This window comes from Spiroplasma endosymbiont of Halictus nicosiae, from assembly GCF_978018445.1.
Window position 1 is genome coordinate 1,604,188 of the sequence record NZ_OZ389573.1, and the last position, 21,199, is coordinate 1,625,386.

Consider the following 21,199-nt stretch of genomic DNA (forward strand, 5'->3'; position numbering starts at 1 on the left):
GAAAAATGGCAAAAGAAATAGAAAATAAAACTATTATATGAAAAAAACAAAGGACAATGGTTATGATTTGCGTTATAAAAAAATTCAAGAACATAAAGCACAGGTGGTTAAAATTCAACTTGAAACTTTAGCACGTAAAACATCACGAAGCCATGAAATTTACCGCAAAACAAACAAAAAACCACAGTTAGATAAAAAGAAAATCATTGATAAAAATAATCCAATGTATAAAATTTGTAAATTGTACTATGAAGTGTAGCACTTTATTTGATTTCATTATAACACCAATAAAATAAATGTTCAATATAATTTATTTTAAAAAAATTTAGTAGTTTTGTTTTAAATTTATGAATTTTGGCAGACTGAAAAATAAAATGATTAAAATTTTTATAGGTAATTATATTAAAAATTAAACATTTGTATAAAAACTTCTTTTGAAGATAGTCAATGTAAAGATTTTTTAAGTTTAGAGTTTATTATAATTAGCAACTTCTTGATAATAATTTCTTGAATAAATACTTAAATCAATTCCTTTGGAAAATCAATGTCTAAAATCGCGGATTGCTCTTTCAACTTTGGGTTTTTGGAAATTTAATACCAAACTCTTTTTCATATTTTTTACAGATTTGTTCTGGTGAATCATGAAATTTGTTATATTTTTCATCTAGTCATTCTAAAATATTTAGCAATAATTATGATTATTAAAAACATTTTTGTCGTTTTTGTAAATAATCTTCGTGTGCTAATTTAGCATCATATTTATTATCTTTTAACCTTTTTATTTCTCGTCTAATTGTATTGCGATTTTTATGCAATATTTTTGCTATTTTAGATATATTGGGTTTACCATTTTTTCTTTTTAAAAATCAAGTTCTAATAAATCTTTTAACATTACTTTTTCTTTAAAAGTAAAATGATGCTTTGTTTTATCCATTTTTAAAAATCCTTTCTTTTATATACAAAATTAATTATATAGTTTTTTAAGGTTTTGGGCGAGCGGTTGATTTTCTTAAATTTTTGTGATAAAATGACTTACAAGTTAAAAAAATTTTGAGGTTCTTCCAAACAAATTTGGGAACCTTTATAAAATTCTTCGCTTAACGCTTAGAATTTTTTCCAAGTATTTTGAAAAGCGCGGCAAAAGTTTTTTTAAACTTTAAGGCATTTTTCACAAACTTATGAAAATAACCGCGAGCCCAGATTTAGTACAATATAATTACAATAATAACCATTATAATTCATCCCCTTTCTAAAATATATTTAAATTGCTTGACTTGCATATATATATATATAATGTCAATAGATCTTGATAAAAAGTTTCAAGATAAGAAAGGAAATTATACAAAATGAAAAAACTTTTAAGTTTATTAAGTGTATTAACAATTAGTAGCTCTGCAATCCCAACAACAATTGCTGCAAGGTCTTATCAAAAAGAAAATAATAACAACAATCTAAGAGAAACAATGGAATCAGATTCAAATAATTTAGAAACTTCAAATAGAAATAAAAGAGAAGATGAAATTACTTACGTTTTCGAACTTTTAGATATTAACTTAGAAGTAGCAGTACCAACTGTTGCTCAAACAAAATCTTTATCTTGTGGCCCAGTAATAGCAGAGTCAATTTTAAGATCTTTAGGTCTTAGAAATTTTAGAACGCCAGATACTCCATTATATTCATGTCAACAACATTTAATTGGTAATATGGAAACAACATTGCAAACAGTAGATAATTTCAACTTTTTAGGAGGAGGGAACCATTGTACCAAATTGAACAAATACAGTTAATAATTACATTATTAATAATAGATTAAATAATTTTAGAAGATATGTTGCACATTCATTAAATCCAAGTATTAATGACCCCACACTTGCTGGAAGCACTAGAGTTGGCGTTGATTATAATAATTATACAAATTTGAATATTTTTCTTAGTTTAATTTATAATAGTTTAAATAATAGTATGCCAGTTGCTTTAGGTTTTACAGGTAAATTTAATGATAATGAACCACGACGTAATCATTTTATTTTAATTAATGGTATTTATAGAAATACTTCAACAGATAATAATTTATATTTTAACTATATGGATCCAGATGGTGGTGTTATTAGAAGATTTTCAAGCAATCAATTAAATTCTTTATTATTTAATGGTAGTTTTTTAATTTATCACGATCCACGAACAATGGGTCATAATATTCAAATACACGAATCAATGGAAATTGGTAGTGCTTTATGTAATAACCCCACAACATCTCTTGGTGCAGCAGCAGGAACCGGTGCTGCAATTCGAGCAACAGTTGGTACAGAAACTGTTCCTGTTTTAGGGACTGCAATTAGAGATATTATTGGTACATTATTAGCTTTAACAATTAGAGTTGTTAAATGTGATTAAATGAAAAAAATATTAAGTCCTTTAAGTTCAATCACTTTAATTTGAACAAGTACAACAAGTTTAGTTGCTTGTAATACAACACAAGAATATACAAAAGAACAATTAGCAAAATTAAAAGAAGAAAATCAAATAAATACAAATAAGCAAGAAATAAAAGACAATTTAGAATGGATGGCGCCACAAGAAAAACCATTTAACAAAATTGATAATAAATGATATTTTGTTGTGTGGCATGGTAATGTAAATGATGATTGAAAAATTATTAAATTTAAATATGATAAGTATGAAAAAAATAAAGTACTTGATAAGTATAATAATTATGAACTTCAATTATTTCAAACCGGAAAAGCAGAACAAGGTTATTGAAAAAGTATTTTTTTAGTTGATAATAATGGAATATCCAAATATTTTGCGTGAAGTTTTTATCCTAATTATTTTAAATCAGTTTATCGTTGAAATAATGATAGCGAACCAAACACACTAATTATTGATCCAAAAACCGGACAAATAAAAGTTAAAAGAGAATAAAAAAATATAAAAAGTCATTTTAATAAATGACTTTTTATATTTCTAATGTAATTAATGAAATTTTTTCATTATTTTTATTAAATAATTGTAAATTATTAATATTAATTTGTTCTTTTTCAGTAAAAATTGTAATATCATAATTTCAATAATCCCATATCCCAGATATTTCAATTTGATTTAAAATAAATAGTTTAACATCATAAGTTATTTTAATACTATTTTCAACTAAATTTTTAGTCATACTTGTCCAAACCGCCTTAGAATAAATTAATCTATATCGTTGTGAAAAATAGTTTAAATATTCTTCTATTTTGTAGTTAGAAACAATTAAATTAGTTAAATATTTGCCATATTCTTCATCTGATAATTTAATTTCAGCAGGAATAAGAGAAGGAATGCTATTTGTTTCTAATTCATTTGTTATTGATAACCAATTAAAATAATTTGCTTCTAATTGATAAATGGGGTTTTCTGAAATATCATTATTTTTAACATTTACTTTAATTTCATTATTTTTGTTGTTATTAATATTAACTTGTTGCTTTAAATTTCAATCTGTAATTTGCCCAGTTTTAGGTGAAATAAAAGGTAGATTTGGCTCAATATCATTATTTCAACGATAAACTCTGCTTTAAAATAATTAGGATAAAAACTTCACGCAAAATATTTGGATATTCCATTATTATCAACTAAAAAAATACTTTTTCAATAACCTTGTTCTGCTTTTCCGGTTTGAAATAATTGAAGTTCATAATTATTATACTTATCAAGTACTTTATTTTTTTCATACTTATCATATTTAAATTTAATAATTTTTCAATCATCATTTACATTACCATGCCACACAACAAAATAATATTTATCATCAATTTTGTTAAATGGTTTTTCCGTTGCATCAACTTCTTCTCAATAATTTATTGATGTTGGTGGAGTAGAGCGACCAATAAAATTAAAATATAATGAATTTAATTTAACTTTACAATGTTCAAATTCTCAATATCCAGTTTCTACCTCTCTTGGATTAAATATTAATTCAAAATAATAAGAGGCAAATAATTTAACATCATCATTATAGCCTTTATTAATTGCATATTTACTATATGTATAATTTGATAACATGTATATCACTTGTTTAATTCTTTTTACATATCTTTTATGTAATTCACTTGGATTGTCTAATTTTCAATTTTCAAATAAACCATCAATAACATCTTCTGGTTTTTGTCCTTCGAATTTTTGGCGTAATTCAGCCGCTTTATTTGTAGGATTGCCTTTTTCATCATATTTTGCACCTTGAAATTTACGGTCATAATTATAACGATATGTTAAATAATTCAATAAAACTTTATCTAAACCATTATTTTTTATTAAACTTAAAATATCATCTGGTTGAATATATATTTTTGCAATAAACCACGGTAAAAAACTTTCGGTAAATCAATATTGAAATACTCTTAAATTAGGTTCTGTTTCAATAGGCATAGATAGCAACGGTACTAAACTAGCATTTTCAACTATTGATGAAGAATAAGAATAAATACCATTAATATTACCTCAACATTTAATATTTCCAAATAAGATTGATTTAGGGTATTTAATTTCAATGCCAGTAAATACTGTATCTTCTGGCAATGATTTTTGTAAAACTAAATGAATACTATTCTGATTTTTTCACTTAAAATCAGTTATTTTAACTAAGTGGGTAGATTTAATAATATCAATGCCATCAGGTGAATAAGGGCGTTTGTATTCTTCAATGATGTAACATTCATTTTTATTGTCTTCGCTAATTGGTTCATTAATAGATACTATTTTTAAATCTAATGTTTCTAAAAATTCTTTATCTTGTTTTGAAATATTATTAATTAAAATATCTTTTTCATAAATCATTACATAACTTGTGCTATTGTCTTGAATTGTGGTATTTTGTTGAACTTGTAATTTAAAGTTAAAGTCACTAATTTCATAACCAATAATCTTAATATATTCATCTTTATTAATAAAATCAATTTTAACACTATTTTGAGAATAGTTTAAGATTGGTTTTTGCTTTGTCTTAACAAGATTTTATTAATTTTATAAATATATAAGGTTCTAGCACGGTCTTCACTAAATAATTGTTCTAAATTAGGGTCGCTGTACTGCGATTGATTAGCAAAATCTAACGGAATACTATCAATTGAATAGTCAATTGGTTTATCATTTTCTGCTAATTATGCTAACATTTTTTCAGATGATTTTAACATCATTCTTGTTCTCCTTCTTCATTAGGCATATTGATAATAGTTTCCTTCTTTTTTAATTGTCTGTTTAAAATAGCATTTACTGGTAAGCGAACATCAACAATTAACTCGTTAATATTTTTAATATTGAATGTTCTACTGTTTAAAATAGCATTATCATATTTAATTAACTTAATAATAAATTCAGTTAATTTAATTTCTCTAATATATATGATTTGTTCGTATGATGCGTTTGTTTGAATATTTACACCAGCAACTTCTGCCTGAGTTTGTTGTGCGCCCTTAGCAATGGCGGGAACATGATGTCGATTTATTTTATAGTAATTTGTTAATAATCAATCATATATTTTAGTTAATTGCTCACCTTTAAAATTACCAGCAATATAGTCTACTGGTTAAAAATTACTATCAGGGTTTTCTTCAACTAATAACAAGTCATTTTCAATAAATGATGCCAGCATTTTACTAATTTCTTGGTCAACCACACCAGTAACTCCATTAGTATTAATAGTAAATTTACCACTATTTAATAATGGATCTAACATTATCTTTTCCGCAATAATATCTAAAATACTAGCAAATTGTTTACCATAACGAGCAGAAGGTTCAAAATTAGGGTTATTAGGAATTGTGATTTATATTCTCCATTTATTAATCAAGCTTGTTGTCGATATATAAATTCTGCTAATTCTTGTCCATTTTCATCAATTCATTTTTTAATTGTTAATGCTTTTAAACTTAATTCTTTAAAATCAGAACCTTTTATATAAAACGAAAATTTAATATTATTTACTGTATTTTTTACAATATCACTCATTATTTATCCTCCTTACTAGGTAATTTGTCATATTTTGAACTGTCAACTAATATTCAATCGATAGAACCTGTTGAATATGGATTTTTGTAAAAATCTTCTTTATATAATTGTTTTTGATCAATTTTTTTATCTTTTTCAGCAAATTTTTTTAAGTGTTTCATTTTCTTCTTTTAGTTTGTCAAATTTAATTGATTCTGTTATAGTCATTTTAAAGTTCCTCCAAATTCTTTTCTTCAATTAAAGTATCAATATATTCATAAGCACTTTCTTCTGAATGACATTCTTCTAATGCTTCATTAAATAAATCTTCTTCGGTATAAACCTTACCATCTTCATCTTTTAACATATTATTCACATCCTTTTCATTTAATATTTTCATTTTCTAAATCAATAATTACTGTTGGATAATACTTTTCATTTTTAGCAGTTATTTTTGCTTCTTCAAAAGTACAAAATGAATATGTAGTTAAATATTCATTTTTAATAATTAATAAGTATCTTTTAGTCATAATTTATTCCTCCGAATTCTTTTTATTTACAATTAAATTTTCTAATTGATAAATTTTTAATTAATGTTCTTCACATAATATAATTTCTTTTTTATAACCTAAATTTCACTCTAATTTATCACCAATTTTTTTAATATAATTATTTTCAAAATAAGCATTTTTATTATTACAATTAATTTTTTGACATTTCATAGGTTAGTTTCTCCTAATTTTGTTTTCCTAATGCTCAATGCTCATCAGTCATATCTTCAAATAATACTGGATAACTTTTAAGCATTAATTCTTGTAATTTATTTTTTTGATCGCATTTTGAACAATAACCTCAATATCTTTGTTTAAGACAAGTTTTATTTAACTTTTTCATATTTATTTAATTCCTTACTATTTTCTATTCTTGTTCTTTCATTAGCACGCTCAATTTTTTTCTTATGTAATTGCTTTTTACTTAAAAACTTTTAAGGTTTTTTATTTAACTTTTTCATATAAACCTCCTAAATTACTCCTTTAATTTTTTGGTCAATTTGTAATATTCTTCAACCATCGGATGCTAAATCTAAAATATCCTTAATTTTGTAATGTTGCATATAAGAAACAATAACATCTCATTTATTTTTAAATAAATTTAAGTACATTTTGGCTTATTCTAAACATTACAAATCATAATGATTTTTATGATGTGAAATACGACAATTAATAGGCTGACAATTAACTCAATCAAATGATGTTGTTATTTCATTCTAAGTTTTATTAATATATTTACTTTTATATTCTGTCATTATAATTCCTCCTAGTTTTAACTCGCTAGCACTCACTCCCAAGCGAAAGTGCCAAGCGAGAATTAGTTATATAAGTATTTATCTATTTATTTACTACGCCATCCGCTTGACTGGGGGTGAGCGGTGGCGGTATGTTAATTATTTGAATGTTTAATAATACACAGTTGTTTTTTAATATTGACGCCAGACATATATATGTCTTCCTTTATCCGTGCCCATTTGTGCTTTCGCTCTGGGATTTGACGCTCAGTTTTTGAAATTAAATTTACTCGCATCCATGCAAAGGATCGAATGCTAAACGCAAATTTAATTCTTTGTGTCACCATCTCAATATTTATTGTCGTTTGATGTTAGTCTTGGACACATCACGACTATCGCTTAGTTCTAATGAACCAGCGTCGATTTACATATTTCCTCATACACTGTTTCAGTACTCGCCTCGGCTGGCTGTGAGAATGAGTATAAACTCATGTTCTTATGGAAGCACTTAGTTATTTAAAATAACCGCCCCACTCTGCATTAAATTGTTTTGTAAAATTTAAGTTTTAAAAACCCAGTTTCTCAATTAAAGATAATTTTTGAATTTTCTAAACGTTTATAAAACCGCTTTTGTGTTTTATCTTTTACTTTATTCAATAAATCTTTATTTTTTCACAAGTTCATAAAACTTTATTTGATAAAAATTCTTCGGTAATGAATGATATTACTTTATAACAATCATTAACATCACATATTTTTTGTTGCTTAATTATAATTACCTCCTTTTAGGAGTTGTTTTATTTCAAATAAAAAAACAACCCTTTAATAAGAGTTGTTTTGTTCTAATTGGTTTACACTATACAACTAACAACTAAATAAAACAATTATTCAAAATTTTTTAAGAAAAGAAAGGACGGATTTTTCTGAAAAAACATATTTTATTAAGTGTAAAAGATACTATCTAACGATTAATCCAATAAATATAAGTATTTTTTACAAAATAAAAATCACTTTATTCTTTTTCAATAAAGTGCTAGATTTGCATTTACAATTTACAGAAAAAAACCAAAAAAATATAATCTGGTTGTTCTTTTTAAAAATTACTTATGATAACTTTCATTATTAATAATCTTAAAACTACGATATATTTGTTCTAATAATACTAATCGGCATAATTGATGTGGTAAAGTTATTGCTCCAAAGCTTAATTGAAAATTAACCTTTGACAATAATTCATTATTATTAAAACCATGACTGCCTCCAATAATAAACAATAACTTTGCTTTTTTAAAATCTTTAACTTCCTTAATATATGCAGCAATTTGTTCACTTGTTAAAATTTGACCTTGTGATGCTAATAATACTTTATAATATTCTGAATAATCTAATAGTTTTTTTATTACTAATGCTGTTTGCTCATTAATTGTTACTTGTTCATTCTTATTATTAACTTCTTTTAATTCAATAATTTCTAATTTTGCATAATGCTTAATTCGTTCAAAAAAAGTTTCACAGCCCATTATTAGATACTTTTTTTCTAATGAACCAATTGCCAGAATTTTAATATCCATTATTTATATTGGTCAGTAATTGAATCAACATTAATTGTTCATTTTAGAGCTGGGAAAGTATAATCTGTTTCTGGTGTTGTGAATTGACCACGTTTACCAACTTTCTTATCTTCCTCATCGGTTAAAATTCCTTTATCATCATTTTTTTTAACAAAACCTAATGCAATTTTAATATTTTGATCAATCTTAGCAGCATCTGGAATCGCATTAAAATTATAGTGATGATAATCATCTTTTAAATTCTCAAAGTCATAAAAACCATAACTTAGGAAAAATCATTGATGACCATAAGTTGAACTATTTTTTGTACTATTTCGATTTTCGTAAACAAGATAATTTGCATAACCTACTAATTTATCAATTGTTGCTGTAAAAGTAAAACGATTATGTTCTCCTTGAAACTCAAAGCGAATTGTCACATTAGGAATAACAATTGCAAGATAACGTGCTGATTGATATTCACGATTTTGATCAATTTGATCATAACCTTGATTATAGCCATTTTTTGGATCATTTAATCATTTAAGAATCGTTGCTATAGGTGATAATACTTTTAATGATGAAGGTGTATAAGGAGTTTTTTTGCCATCTGGTCAAGTTTGTTCTTTAACTCAATCTTTATTTTTTGTCTTTTCTGCATTTCCAGTCATTGTAACCAAATTATAATTTGTTTTATTTAAGATTGTTTTATTTTCATTTGCTAGGAAAGCAACTTGACTATAGTATGAGTCATAACTAGTTGAATAATTGTTAAAAAATTCTTCTCATAATACTTTTTGATTAATTTTTTTACTATTATCAAAAGGATCCTGCGCATCAGTTTTTGCAGTTTTAATTAGTTCATCCTTTTGTCCTTTTAAACCAGCTGCAATTTGTTCATCAGTTCACTTTGCTCCTTTACCAGTTGTTACACTATTATCTTTTGTTAAATTTATACCATGTAAAATAGGGTTAATTGCATTATTAATTAAACCCAATTGCCCTTCCTTTAAACTGTATTCATAAGGAGCACCATTTTCATCTTTTCCTGATTGTGTTACATCATCAATTCCATTTGTTGATTTACCAGTTGCTGTTGGAGCATGACTAAATTTTTGATTTTTATTATACATAAAAGTAGGAATAGGATTTCCTTGTGGTGCACCACCACAAGCAACAACTGATGCTGATGATGTTGTAACCAAAGTTGTTGCTGCAAAAATTGATAATAACTTACGCATTATAGTCCTCTTTTCTTAAACACTAATTTATTTTTCACTAATTAATATAGTATCCTAAATTTTTGTATTTTGCAAACCATAATCAGCAAATGAACCGTGTTTTTTTACAAATAATAATTCAACACTCCCAGTTGGACCATTTCGATGCTTTGATAAAATTAATTGTGCTTTTTCCGTTTCTAACATTGGTCCTTCCATATTATTTGAATCGTGAGCAGTATAATATTCTTCTCGAAATAAAAACATAATAATATCCGCATCTTGTTCAATTGCTCCTGAATCACGTAAATCAGACATAATTGGCCTTTTGTCTTCTCGTTTTTCAACTGACCGTGATAATTGGGATAAACAAATAATCGGAACCTCTAATTCACGTGCTAATGCTTTAAGTTGCCGCGAAATTGTTGAAACTTCTTGTTGACGTGAATCACCAAAATGAGTTCCAGTGCTAAGTAATTGTAAATAATCAATAACAACTAAACCAACTTCGTTTTCACGACATAATTTTCTTAACTTTGACTGTAATTCAATGACTTTCAAACCTGGTGTATCATCAATAAATAATTTTGTTTGTTTTAAAAAATCTGCCGCCTTGGTGATATTTTCTCAATCACGTGTTTGTAACCCTTTACCAGTTCGAACTTTAACAGAATCAACTGTTGAATAACTTCCTAGCATTCTTTGAATTAATTGTTCCGCTGGCATTTCAACTGAAAAAATAGCAACTGCTTTTTTTGATTGAGCAGCTGATTTAACAGCAAAATTTAAAGCTAATGCTGTTTTTCCCATTGAAGGACGTGCCGCTAAAATAATAAAATCCCCTTTTTGAAAACCTGATGTCATACGATCTAAATCACGAAAACCACTTGGACTTCCTGTTAAAATTTCACCGGAATTTTCTAACAATTCAATTTTTTGAAGTACTTTATCAACTTCATCATATGAAGTTTTAAATAAATTCCCTTTTCGCTCCTTTTTAACATCTAAGATTTCTTTTTCTGCGTGACTAACAACTTCATCAATTGGCTGATGAGCATCAATCTGACGATTAATACTATCAACAACAGCCTTTAATCGACGTGAGGTTGTATTTTTAATAATAATATCTAAATATTCAGATAAATTAGCATCTGTTGTATATGATTGAAATAAATCAGTTAAAAATTCAATGCCACCAATTTTATTTAAAATATTATTTTTTAACATATAATTGCTTAATGTTGTAATATTAATAGCAACCTTTGCTGAAAATTGTTCTTGTAAAGTTTTGAAAATTACTTTGTAATTCATTACAGTAAAATCTTCTTCTGTTAAAATTGAAAAAACTTCTTCAGCTGCTGTAATGGAGTGTGCAATTATTGCTAAAACATTTTTTTCCGCATCATTAATAACATTAAGTTTATTTAATTCTGTTTTATTGATGTTTTCCATTAATTAACTCTCCTTTTTTTCTACCATCACTTTTAATGATGCAATTATATTTGGAGCTAATTTAATTTTTAGGTAATGTAACCCAAAACTTGTTAAATTATTATTATCAATAAATTTCTTTTTATCAACTTTTAAGTTAAATTCTTTTGCTAATCGATCTTCAATTTGTGTTAAAGAAACAGAACCAAATGTTTTATTATTATGAACTTTTAATTTAAAATTCAATGTTAATTCTTCTAATACTGTTTTTAATTCTTCTAAAGAATCTTTTGTTGTTGCTTCTTGTGCTGCTTGCTGTGATAAAACAACATTTAATTTAGCCAAATTAGCAGAAGTTGTTGGAATTGCAAAACCTTCTTTAATTAAATAATTTTTTGCATAGCCATCAGCAACATCAATTACATCATTAACTTTTCCTTTTCCTTTAATATCTTTAATTAAAATAACTTTCATCATAATCACCTACTACAAATTATAACGGAAAACTTCTTAAAATAATTTTAATAAATAAAAAACGAATTATTTTCTTCGCTTTTTAACCAATATCTAATAAATATAACGATAGCACCGCTTTTTAAAAAACTTTATCCAAACTTTTTTCAGCTTCGCTATCTTCTTGATATGTTAAAGAATTCCGATATTTTGTATGTTGCAAAAAACTAAAAATATCATATTCTAACTTAGGATTAAAATCTTTAATTTCAGCTCGTTCTAACAGTGGTAATAACTTATTTAAATCAATTAACTTAGCACTAATATTACCATTATTTGACATTAATCTTGGTTTTCTTCTTATCTTGCTATTACTACCAGTACTATTGTCTTTAACACCAAAACGTTTTACTTTTAATCCATTATTAATTGCATCAACAATTTCAATACCAAATCAATCTAATAATTCATAAATTTTTGTTGGATAACTATTAAAAGCAACTGATTTGTAATTATTCAAAGCACTAATTGTTGGTCCATCCGTTTCCATTGATAAATTAGTAATATTTAATGTATATTCACAAAATTTTAATAATTCTGAATCTTGAATAAAAAAATTATCAATTTGATTATAAATTAAATCATAATTTTTTCCTTCGTTTTTTTTATTTATTTTTTTCCCTAAATTCAAATCTAAATCATTTGTTAAATCAATACTATAACTTTCTTTAATAATTCCTAATTCATGTAATTCATTATTTGCATCTAAATTAATATCAAAAAATAAAATTGCTTTATCAACATTCATTCCAAATAATTTAGTTGATGAATTATCTAATGATGACTTAATAAATTGATTATTAATCATAACTACTCAATCTGCAAGGATTTCTTTAAAATTTGTTAAAAAATATGCATATCTTTCGTTTTCATTTTTATCAAAAATTGACATACTTCACCCCTGTTTATATTCTGTTTTGCATTATATACATTATACCAAAAAAAGCCATTATATTAAACCCTCCCTCACAAAAATTCAGGATAATAGTAACAAGCAACCATTAAATTCAATTAAAAAAGCATATTAATATTTAATATGCTTTTTTAATTAATTGTTTAAATCTATTTTGAAATGGTGGACCCGAACGGGATCGAACCGTCGACCCCCTGCGTGCAAGGCAGGTGCTCTCCCAGCTGAGCTACGGGCCCAAAATTCTTATAAAAAAATGGTCGGGCTAAATGGACTTGAACCATCGACCTCACCCTTATCAGGGGTGCGCTCTAACCAGCTGAGCTATAGCCCGAAAACCTAAATTATTATAACATTAATTTTATTTAAAAAACAACCATAAATTTAAAATATTTTAAAAAATAAAAAGCAAAATTAATTTGCTTTTTATTCTACAATTGGGTCTAATTCTTCAATATCAAGTGCCCCTTTACGTTTTGCTTTTTTAGGATTCTGTTTTTCTAATTTTGTTTGCATTTTAGCTGCTTTTAATTCTTCTTTCATTAAACGTTTTTTTTCTTTTTTTGAAATTTTGGAATTGTTATTAAATTCTTGTTCATTAGCAAAATTAAAGAATTCATCATCATTAGCTACATTAATTGGTTTTGTAACTTGTTTTGGTTGCTCATATTGTTCTGGTTGTTCTGATTGTTGATTAAGAAAAACCGGATTAGAAACAAAAGCTTGTTCATAGTATGGTTGATTGTTGGTTGGTTGGGAATAATTTCCTTGTTGTTGTACTTCCTCTGAATAAACATTTGGAGTTATTATAGGCTCTGGATTAGTAATTGGAACATCATTATATTGTTGTCCTAATATTTCATCAGTTGCAACCGGATTATTTTGGCCTTGATTAATAACTGTTTGAGGATTATATTCTTCAACCGGCGATTGAACTAGTTGTTCTTCATACCCATTATTTGAATATTTATCATTTTTCTGTGTTCAAGGAACTGAATCATCTTTTAATTGATTATTTTTTTTTATATCCAAATCATTGCTGGTATTATTTCAACCTGGTTTTAAACCTTCATTATTTTTAATGTGCGGATTTCTTTCAAAATGTTCATTATAATCTGAATTATTATGCCCACAAGTACAACCTCATGGTCCATAAGGATTATTTTGTTGCCCATAATAATTTGGATACATACCATGACACATTCTTCCCATTTGCGAAGTTGGTGGCATCATCGGATAAAATGGATATGGCGGTGGGGCTACTTGTTGCGCTGGAGCTGGTTGTTGAATAAAAAATACTTGTGGTGAAGCACCATTGGTCGGGTATGGCGTAATAATTTGCTGAGGTTGCGATGAATATTGGGGAATTGAAGTTCCTGATGAGTAATTATTTGAAAAGGCAGGAGTTGGTGATAATGTTAAAGTGCTAATAAACACTTCTGCATCACGACGACTTCTAAATAGCGCAATTTCACTATTAGTATCATGTGACTTTACTAAATATCCTTCTTCATTTGGTAAAATATAAAAACCATTATTCATTTTTTGCACCTCATTTTGCTCTATTTTCTACCCATACCTGTTACTATAAATTGTATCATAAAAAAGTAAAATAATATATAATATCATATTTATTTTTTAAAGAAAAGAATACTAATTAAAATTATTTTAATATTTAATTTTTTTCAAACATAAACCATATGGTTTTGCACAATATTTTGTTGTTGCTCCTTTAGGCGGGTAGTTTAATTGTGCTTGTAGTTCAGTTAAACTAACTTTGCCAGCATAACAAGCTAAAATATTTTGTGTCAACATGCGAATTTGATAACGAATAAAACTTTTCCCCCTAAAATGAATTTCAATTTTTTTTGCTTTGTTTCGTTTAACCCAAATTTTGTTAATTGTTCGTACTGTTGCAATATCCTCGGTTGGTTTAACCCCTGCAAAATAAGCAAAATCGTATGTTCCAACAAAAATTTGACTAATTTGATGTAACTTTTTACCATTTAATGGTGTATTAACTTTAAGTTCATAACGGTGGTAAAAAAGATCATACTCTTGATCATTAATTGTATAAACATATTCTTTTACTTTTGCAGTTCGAACACTAAAATTTTCAGCTACAAACTGATATCCTTTAATATTAATATTTGGTGGTAAAGTTTGACTAATGGTTTTAATAAAAAAAGCTAAATGTCGTGGTTGGAATGGTAGTTTTACTAATACCTTTTGATCACAAGCGTGCACACCAGCATCCGTTTTACTAGCTCCTAAAGTTCAAATTTTTTGATGACAAATACCAAAAAATGCTTTTTCCAATTCACCTTGAATTGTTAGAGCATTTTTTTGTTTAACTCAGCCACTATAATCATAACCATCATATTCAATACTTAATAATAAATATAACATTATCATCCTAAAACAAATTCATCAATATGTGGAATTCGAATTTGTAAAAATCCTGTTTTAATTTTGCCAAATATTCATCCATTAGAATTGTTATCTCAATGTCAAACTTGATAAAAAGTTTCATATTGCCCCATTGTTACTGATTGAGCAATAATAATACTAGCAATTCCAACCCCAAAAATAAATAATAACACATCAGGAAAATGAATTCGATAATGACGATAACGTGTTCGTTTGGCATGGGGGTCATAACCACGAGCATCCATTGCATATGCTAAATCTTCAGCTTTTTGAAATGCTGATACTAATAATGGAATAATTAACGCTGTTGTTGACTTAATTTTATCTTTAAAATGGCCATTTTTAAAATCAACCCCACGTGAGGCTTGCGCTTTCATAATCCGTCCCGCTTCTTCAATTAAAGTTGGAATCATTCGTAAGGCAATTGAAATAATTGTTGATAAAATATGAACTGGAAAGCGCACTAGTTTTAATGGACTTAATAAATCTTCTAACGCTAAAGTTAAATCTAATGGGCGCGTTGTTGCCGTTAAAATTGTTGTAATTAAAATCATTAAATAAATCCGGCATGCCATATAAAGGGCATTAAAAATAGCTTTTTCAGAAAAAGAAAATCAACTTTTTCCTCCCGCAGCAACAGGACCTGTTGCTGTTGCTTTTCCACCTCAATGTCATCCAATATAACCATCCGTAACTAAAAAGCAATTAATTAACAACAAAATAATAAACATAAATAAGATTGGTTTTAGTAATGCTCGTAATAACCTTGGCGGTAATTTGGCTAAAAAGAATAAACTAAAGATTGTTATTCCTAAAATGGCATAACCGGTAAAACCAGTTGAAAAAAAGATTGATATCATTAATGATAACAACATAAATAATTTTACCCGTGGATCCATTCGATGAATTGGGGAATTATAAGCAATATAACGTCCAAATGATAAGCGCATCTCTTTTATCCCTTTCTTTTTTGTTCTTTATGTTCAATAATTTTTTTTGCTAATTGGTCAATATTACGAATATTAAAATTTGTTAAATCAAGACCTTTTTCTTGCAATTGATAAATCAAATGATAAATTTTTGGTGGTTCAATTAATAATTCTTGTAATAAATTTTTATCCTTAAAAATTTCAAATGGTGATTCAACTTTTAAAACTCAGCCTTCTTTTAAAGCAATAACTTCATCTGCAATTTCTAAAACATGGTCCATATTATGCGTTACTAAAATAATCCGTTTATTTTGTTCCTTATTAATCCGTTGAAATAACTTAATAAAATCCTCTTCACCTTCAGGATCTAATCCAGCAGTTGGTTCATCTAAAATTAGAGTATTACCCTCCATCGCTAAAATTCCTGCAATCGCAACCCGGCGTTTTTGCCCTCCTGATAAATCAAACGGTGAACGCTCTAAATAATTTAATGGTAAACCAACCATTTCTAAGTATTTTTTGGCATTTTCTCGAGCAACTTCTTTACTTTCACCTAAGTGAACTGGACCAAACATAATATCTTTTTCAATTGTTTCTTCAAATAATTGATATTCTGGAAACTGGAACACTAAGCCAATTGATTTTCGTAATTGTTTAATATTTTTAATGCGTTTTTGTTTTGCTTTAATAATAAAACCATTTGCATCAACCACTCCTGTCGTTGGAATTAATAAACCATTGATATGTTGAATTAAGGTTGATTTGCCACTTCCTGTTGATCCAATAATAGCAGTAATTTTCCCAGGTTTAATAACAACATTAATATCTTGCAAGGAAGTATATTCATAAGGTGTTTTAGGAGCATAAACATAAGACACATTTGTGAATGTAATATCAACATTTTGTAATGCTTCAATTTTAGGTTGTTTTTTTACTTTTGACATATCTCATCCACCAACTCTCTAATATCTAGTGTATTTTTCACTTTTAAACCATTTAAGCGTAAACTATCAACGACTTTTGAAACAAAAGGAACATCTAAATGAATTGATTTCAAAAACTCTTCATCATACAAAACTTCATGTGGTTTTCCACATTTAACCATTTGACCTTTATTCATAACAATCACTTTATCAGCATTTAAAATTTCATCCATATCATGCGTAATTGAAATAATTGTTTTTTCGCGTGATTCTTTTAAATCCACCATAATTTGTTTAATTTCTTTTCGTCCTTTTGGATCTAACATACTTGTGGCTTCATCAAAAATGATAATATCTGGTGATAATGCTAGTGCTGAAGCAATTGCAACCCGTTGTTTTTGCCCTCCTGATAGCATTAGTGGTTCATGGGCAAGAAAATTATTCATACCAACTTTTGCCGCAGCTTTATCAATAATTGCTTGCATTTCTTTTTGCGGAATTTGGCGATTTTCAAGTCCAAATGCAATATCATCACGAACTGTTGATCCAATAAATTGATTATCTGGATTTTGGAACACAATTCCTAAAAATTTTCGAATTCCCGTAATTGTTGATAAATGAACTTCATTACCAAAAACTTCAATTTTCCCTTTTTGTGGGCGTAAAACACCAATAATAATTTTACTAATTGTTGATTTTCCACTACCATTATGTCCAATGATTGTAACATATTCCCCATGGTTAATTTCAAAACTAACTCCATCAACAGCATTAGGATGATTTTCCCGATAGCGAAATTCAACATCAGTTAATTTTAATGAAATATGATTTAGTTTCTCTAACTTTGCATTTATTTTTTTTGTTTTTTTTACCATTTCTTCTCATCCTTAATGTTTTTTTACATAATATTTTAATTATATACTCAATATTTAAAAATATTAATTGAAATTTTATCTTTCCAATTATACCATTAATTATATATAAAAATTATAAATACACAATAAATCATTACTTTTTTGTAAATTATCTGCGCTCTATCAATAACCGCCATCATTAAAAGAATTATCATCTAAGTCAATATTTTGAACATAGACATCCCGTGGTTTTGCTCCATTTTGTGGACCAATAATCCCATTTTCTTCTAAAGCATCAATTAAACGACTAGCACGATTATATCCAATTGAGAATTTTCGTTGAATTAAAGATGTCGAAGCTTTTTGATTTAAAATCACAAAAAGTTTAACTTCTTGATACAATAAATCAATATTATCGTTTTCATTGCTACTTCCTGTTTCACTATTTATTTCAATATTTAAAAACTCTTCATCATAATCAGGTTCTTGTTGAGCACGGCAAAATTCAACTAATCGTTGGATTTCATCATCAGAAATAAATGCCCCTTGCGCACGGGTTGGAATATTTTGCCCGGCAGGCGCATATAACATATCACCATACCCAATTAGTTTTTCAGCCCCACCTTGGTCTAAAATTGTGCGAGAGTCAATTGCTGAGGTAACTGAAAAAGAAATTCGCGATGGAATATTTGTTTTAATTACCCCGGTAATAACATCTGTTGATGGGCGTTGTGTTGCAATCACCATATGAATTGCAGCAGCACGAGCTAATTGCGTAATTCGCATAATTGAATCTTCGATATCTTTTCCAGCTGTCATCATTAAGTCAGCTAATTCATCAATTATAACAACAATATAAGGTAAGCGATCTTTTGCTGTAACTTTTTTATTAAACGATTCAATATTGCGGACTCCACGCTCTGATAGCATACTATAACGACGTTCCATTTCAGCAATTATTTTTTTTAAGGCAGAATTTGCTAATTTAGTATCTGTAATAACTGGCGCTAATAAATGGGGTAAATTATTATAAACAGCTAGTTCAACCTGTTTTGGGTCAATTAATAATAATTTAACTTCCGATGGTTTTGTTCGTAATATTAGTGATGATAAAATGGTGTTAATACAAACAGATTTTCCACTACCTGTTGAACCAGCAACTAATAAATGTGGCATTTTATCTAATTCAACAAAAATAATTTCTCCGTTCACACTGCGACCAATGCCAACTAATAATTTACGATCTTGTTTTTCTAATGGTAACCGTTCCATAATTTCACGTAATGTTACTTTATTACTAATTTCATTAGCAATTTCAATTCCAACAGCTGACTTTCCCTGAATTGGGGCTTCAATTCGAACATTTTGAGTCGCTAAAGCATATTTTAGATCATTTTCTAAATGCATAATTTTGCTAACTTTCACTCCTGGTTGCATTTGAACTTCAAATTTTGTAATAGTTGGGCCAATATTAATTCCTTGGACACTAGCAGCAATATTAAATTGTTGAAAAACTTGATTAATTTTCACTGCTTTCTTTTGCGCAGCAAGTTTATTTCGTTCATTATTACGACGGTTATCTTCCTTTGGACTTAATAAACCTAAATTTGGTAATTTGTAATGTGGATTATTAAAAGTATTTCTGCGCGAAATAGTTTGACTATTTTTTTTATTAATCTCAATTGACTTGGGTTTCATAACACGGTGGGGTCGTTGATGCGGGATGTCAAAATGTTGTTGATCCATTAATGGTGGCTCATAATTCGAATAATATTCATCTTGATATAGTTCTAATGGATGATGATATTCTGAATTACTTTGTCGATGATAAATTCCTTCATTAATATCAACTGTTTCAAATTGCTCTGATGGCGTTGGATTAAATTCTTCTGTTGGTAATTGTTCATCATAAAATGATGTTTGCTTTAAAGTTGTTGAATTACTACCTCGATTAATTTTTCCAAAAGGCGTGATATCAGTTGCTGAATTCAACTTATCGCGTGCAACAACAATATTAATATCTTTTCCATAAGAAGAACCATACACTGGTAAATCATCAAGTTTTTTATTAAGCGTATTATTACTACGGCGATTACGTGGTTGAATATATTGATCCGGTGTTAATTGCATTCGTGAACGGTGCGGCAATTGCGAAGAATGTGGTGACTGTGAAGGCCCTGAATGATAATCATTAAAAGGTTCTTTTGCATTAAAAGGTTCTTTTCGTAATTCTGGTGTAGAACTAGTTTGATTATCAAAACGAACATAATTTTGTTTCATTTTTTTCTTACCAACAAAATCATCGGCAATTAAATCATCAATTAAATGTTGGTCATGTAAGGCTGTATATGACGGCATTTGAATTGTAATATCTGATGCTTCTGTTGTATGCATAACTTGCCGAGCTGAAAATAATTCCTCATCAGGAATATTAAAATTTTGGTAAATATTTTGCTTTTGACGTCGATTTGCTGATAAACGTAATACACGTACACCTTGTTGCTGACGTTCATTTTTTGGTAAAAACATCCCAATTGCCGTTCCGGTTGCGACTCAACTTCATCATAATAAAAAAACTGATAAACACAAAATTAATGAACCAAAAATGGTAGTATAACTAGCAATCCCAGCTAAAAGATTGCCAATCATACCCCCTCCAGCATATAAAGTAATTCAAGCACCATTAAAACCAACAAATGTTATCGGATGGTTTAAATTAGGATTAAAAATTGATGCATCTTGTCAGCGTTGCAAATAATTCTTAATAACATCTAAAAAAACAGTTTTATCAAAATACGCCATTTGCCCTTTAGCATATTGATAAATTAACAAAATGCTACTTACCAATCAGCAGGACAAAATAATAAAGGTTACCACCATTCAAATTACCCGTGATTTTAATCGAATCCGTACTCCAATAAAAATTGTCAAACCTAGCACTAGGCATACAAAATACATTAAATACTTAAACCAGCCAAATGCAAATGTAAATAAAACATCATCAATAAATTGCCCAATTAAAGTAATTCGCCCTATGGCAAGAATAGTAAAAAACGTTACTAATAATGCCCCAATTACTCACCCGATAGAATCATTACGAAGCTGCTTTTTTTTGACTTTTAAGATTGCAGTTTTCTCATTCTGATCATTTAATAACTGATCATCATAAGATTTCTTTTCCATAGTGCAGCCC

Annotated in this window: 26 protein-coding genes, 2 tRNA genes and 1 pseudogene; 4 read left to right on the forward strand and 25 right to left on the reverse strand. The window is 27.6% G+C overall.

Translation table 4 applies throughout. The features are described 5' to 3' along the window. The first annotated feature begins 37 nt into the window (after window positions 1-37). Window positions 38-259 (forward strand): hypothetical protein, encoded by a 222-nt coding sequence (locus tag ACZ91P_RS10935; protein WP_465156022.1) that lies wholly within the window; start codon window positions 38-40, stop codon window positions 257-259. Window positions 260-402: 143 nt separating this feature from the next. On the opposite strand, the pseudogene ACZ91P_RS10940 reads toward ACZ91P_RS10935, so the two are convergent. After that, a pseudogene (locus ACZ91P_RS10940) lies at window positions 403-934 on the reverse strand (hypothetical protein). A 412-nt stretch (window positions 935-1,346) separates the two neighbouring features. Between ACZ91P_RS10940 and ACZ91P_RS10945 the strand changes: the two are divergent. From ACZ91P_RS10945 to ACZ91P_RS10955, 3 genes are all read left to right on the forward strand, one after another. After that, on the forward strand, window positions 1,347-1,787 hold the full coding sequence (locus ACZ91P_RS10945) for a hypothetical protein (protein WP_465156026.1): 441 nt from the start codon (window positions 1,347-1,349) through the stop codon (window positions 1,785-1,787). A 175-nt stretch (window positions 1,788-1,962) separates the two neighbouring features. Continuing rightward, a complete protein-coding gene (locus tag ACZ91P_RS10950; protein ID WP_465156033.1) occupies window positions 1,963-2,394 on the forward strand; it encodes a hypothetical protein in 432 nt (143 codons plus the stop codon). Next, window positions 2,395-2,922, forward strand: a complete 528-nt coding sequence (locus tag ACZ91P_RS10955; RefSeq protein ID WP_465156037.1) for a lipoprotein — start codon at window positions 2,395-2,397, stop codon at window positions 2,920-2,922. 34 nt (window positions 2,923-2,956) lie between these two features. Here ACZ91P_RS10955 and ACZ91P_RS10960 read toward each other — a convergent pair whose 3' ends face one another. The 24 genes from ACZ91P_RS10960 to ACZ91P_RS11075 all read right to left on the reverse strand — a co-directional run bounded on the left by ACZ91P_RS10960 (window position 2,957) and on the right by ACZ91P_RS11075 (window position 21,189). Further along, window positions 2,957-3,163: a hypothetical protein gene (locus ACZ91P_RS10960; protein ID WP_465156041.1), complete on the reverse strand. Its 207-nt coding sequence runs from the start codon at window positions 3,161-3,163 to the stop codon at window positions 2,957-2,959. A 302-nt stretch (window positions 3,164-3,465) separates the two neighbouring features. After that, window positions 3,466-4,812 (reverse strand): hypothetical protein, encoded by a 1,347-nt coding sequence (locus ACZ91P_RS10965; RefSeq protein ID WP_465156045.1) that lies wholly within the window; start codon window positions 4,810-4,812, stop codon window positions 3,466-3,468. 748 nt (window positions 4,813-5,560) lie between these two features. Then, window positions 5,561-5,710, reverse strand: coding sequence for a hypothetical protein (locus ACZ91P_RS10970; RefSeq protein ID WP_465156049.1), 150 nt, complete (start codon window positions 5,708-5,710; stop codon window positions 5,561-5,563). A gap of 20 nt (window positions 5,711-5,730) precedes the next feature. Next, complete coding sequence (locus tag ACZ91P_RS10975; protein WP_465156054.1) at window positions 5,731-5,982, reverse strand: hypothetical protein; 252 nt, start codon at window positions 5,980-5,982, stop codon at window positions 5,731-5,733. Beyond that, the gene (locus ACZ91P_RS10980) at window positions 5,982-6,143 is read right to left on the reverse strand and encodes a hypothetical protein (protein ID WP_465156058.1); all 162 of its coding nucleotides are present in this window, start codon (window positions 6,141-6,143) and stop codon (window positions 5,982-5,984) included. The genes ACZ91P_RS10975 and ACZ91P_RS10980 overlap by 1 nt, the downstream gene beginning before the upstream one ends. Window positions 6,144-6,190: 47 nt before the next feature. Further along, entirely contained in the window at window positions 6,191-6,328 is a 138-nt protein-coding gene (locus tag ACZ91P_RS10985; protein WP_465156062.1) for a hypothetical protein, read from the reverse strand. A gap of 1 nt (window position 6,329) precedes the next feature. Next, on the reverse strand, window positions 6,330-6,491 hold the full coding sequence (locus ACZ91P_RS10990) for a hypothetical protein (protein ID WP_465156066.1): 162 nt from the start codon (window positions 6,489-6,491) through the stop codon (window positions 6,330-6,332). Window positions 6,492-6,551: 60 nt separating this feature from the next. Then, entirely contained in the window at window positions 6,552-6,683 is a 132-nt protein-coding gene (locus tag ACZ91P_RS10995; protein ID WP_465156070.1) for a hypothetical protein, read from the reverse strand. Window positions 6,684-6,696: 13 nt separating this feature from the next. Further along, window positions 6,697-6,855 carry a hypothetical protein gene (locus ACZ91P_RS11000; RefSeq protein ID WP_465156074.1) on the reverse strand — a complete coding sequence of 53 codons (159 nt, stop codon included), beginning with the start codon at window positions 6,853-6,855 and terminating at the stop codon, window positions 6,697-6,699. Between the two features lie 127 nt (window positions 6,856-6,982). Further along, window positions 6,983-7,123, reverse strand: a complete 141-nt coding sequence (locus ACZ91P_RS11005) for a hypothetical protein (RefSeq protein WP_465156078.1) — start codon at window positions 7,121-7,123, stop codon at window positions 6,983-6,985. 663 nt (window positions 7,124-7,786) lie between these two features. After that, window positions 7,787-7,930 (reverse strand): hypothetical protein, encoded by a 144-nt coding sequence (locus ACZ91P_RS11010; RefSeq protein WP_465156081.1) that lies wholly within the window; start codon window positions 7,928-7,930, stop codon window positions 7,787-7,789. Window positions 7,931-8,346: 416 nt separating this feature from the next. Then, on the reverse strand, window positions 8,347-8,817 hold the full coding sequence (locus tag ACZ91P_RS11015) for a 23S rRNA (pseudouridine(1915)-N(3))-methyltransferase RlmH (RefSeq protein ID WP_465156083.1): 471 nt from the start codon (window positions 8,815-8,817) through the stop codon (window positions 8,347-8,349). Further along, a complete protein-coding gene (locus ACZ91P_RS11020) occupies window positions 8,817-10,037 on the reverse strand; it encodes a lipoprotein (protein ID WP_465156086.1) in 1,221 nt (406 codons plus the stop codon). The genes ACZ91P_RS11015 and ACZ91P_RS11020 overlap by 1 nt, the downstream gene beginning before the upstream one ends. 54 nt (window positions 10,038-10,091) lie before the next feature. Then, on the reverse strand, window positions 10,092-11,468 hold the full coding sequence (gene dnaB / locus ACZ91P_RS11025; RefSeq protein WP_465156089.1) for a replicative DNA helicase: 1,377 nt from the start codon (window positions 11,466-11,468) through the stop codon (window positions 10,092-10,094). 3 nt (window positions 11,469-11,471) lie between these two features. Continuing rightward, window positions 11,472-11,921, reverse strand: coding sequence for a 50S ribosomal protein L9 (rplI, locus tag ACZ91P_RS11030; protein ID WP_465156092.1), 450 nt, complete (start codon window positions 11,919-11,921; stop codon window positions 11,472-11,474). A gap of 121 nt (window positions 11,922-12,042) precedes the next feature. Continuing rightward, window positions 12,043-12,852 (reverse strand): hypothetical protein, encoded by an 810-nt coding sequence (locus tag ACZ91P_RS11035; RefSeq protein ID WP_465156094.1) that lies wholly within the window; start codon window positions 12,850-12,852, stop codon window positions 12,043-12,045. 181 nt (window positions 12,853-13,033) lie between these two features. Further along, window positions 13,034-13,109: transfer RNA gene (locus tag ACZ91P_RS11040), tRNA-Ala, on the reverse strand. Window positions 13,110-13,127: 18 nt separating this feature from the next. Continuing rightward, window positions 13,128-13,204: transfer RNA gene (locus tag ACZ91P_RS11045), tRNA-Ile, on the reverse strand. Between the two features lie 92 nt (window positions 13,205-13,296). Beyond that, complete coding sequence (locus ACZ91P_RS11050) at window positions 13,297-14,412, reverse strand: hypothetical protein (protein ID WP_465156097.1); 1,116 nt, start codon at window positions 14,410-14,412, stop codon at window positions 13,297-13,299. A gap of 126 nt (window positions 14,413-14,538) precedes the next feature. Then, window positions 14,539-15,279 carry a tRNA pseudouridine synthase A gene (locus ACZ91P_RS11055; protein WP_465156100.1) on the reverse strand — a complete coding sequence of 247 codons (741 nt, stop codon included), beginning with the start codon at window positions 15,277-15,279 and terminating at the stop codon, window positions 14,539-14,541. Then, window positions 15,279-16,250, reverse strand: coding sequence for an energy-coupling factor transporter transmembrane component T family protein (locus tag ACZ91P_RS11060; RefSeq protein WP_465156103.1), 972 nt, complete (start codon window positions 16,248-16,250; stop codon window positions 15,279-15,281). Before ACZ91P_RS11060 ends, ACZ91P_RS11055 begins: the two co-directional genes overlap by 1 nt. A gap of 5 nt (window positions 16,251-16,255) precedes the next feature. After that, window positions 16,256-17,173 (reverse strand): energy-coupling factor transporter ATPase, encoded by a 918-nt coding sequence (locus tag ACZ91P_RS11065; RefSeq protein WP_465156106.1) that lies wholly within the window; start codon window positions 17,171-17,173, stop codon window positions 16,256-16,258. Beyond that, window positions 17,161-18,027 carry an energy-coupling factor transporter ATPase gene (locus ACZ91P_RS11070; RefSeq protein WP_465156109.1) on the reverse strand — a complete coding sequence of 289 codons (867 nt, stop codon included), beginning with the start codon at window positions 18,025-18,027 and terminating at the stop codon, window positions 17,161-17,163. The genes ACZ91P_RS11065 and ACZ91P_RS11070 overlap by 13 nt, the downstream gene beginning before the upstream one ends. A 159-nt stretch (window positions 18,028-18,186) precedes the next feature. Beyond that, window positions 18,187-21,189 (reverse strand): DNA translocase FtsK, encoded by a 3,003-nt coding sequence (locus ACZ91P_RS11075; protein ID WP_465156113.1) that lies wholly within the window; start codon window positions 21,187-21,189, stop codon window positions 18,187-18,189. Window positions 21,190-21,199: the final 10 nt, after the last annotated feature.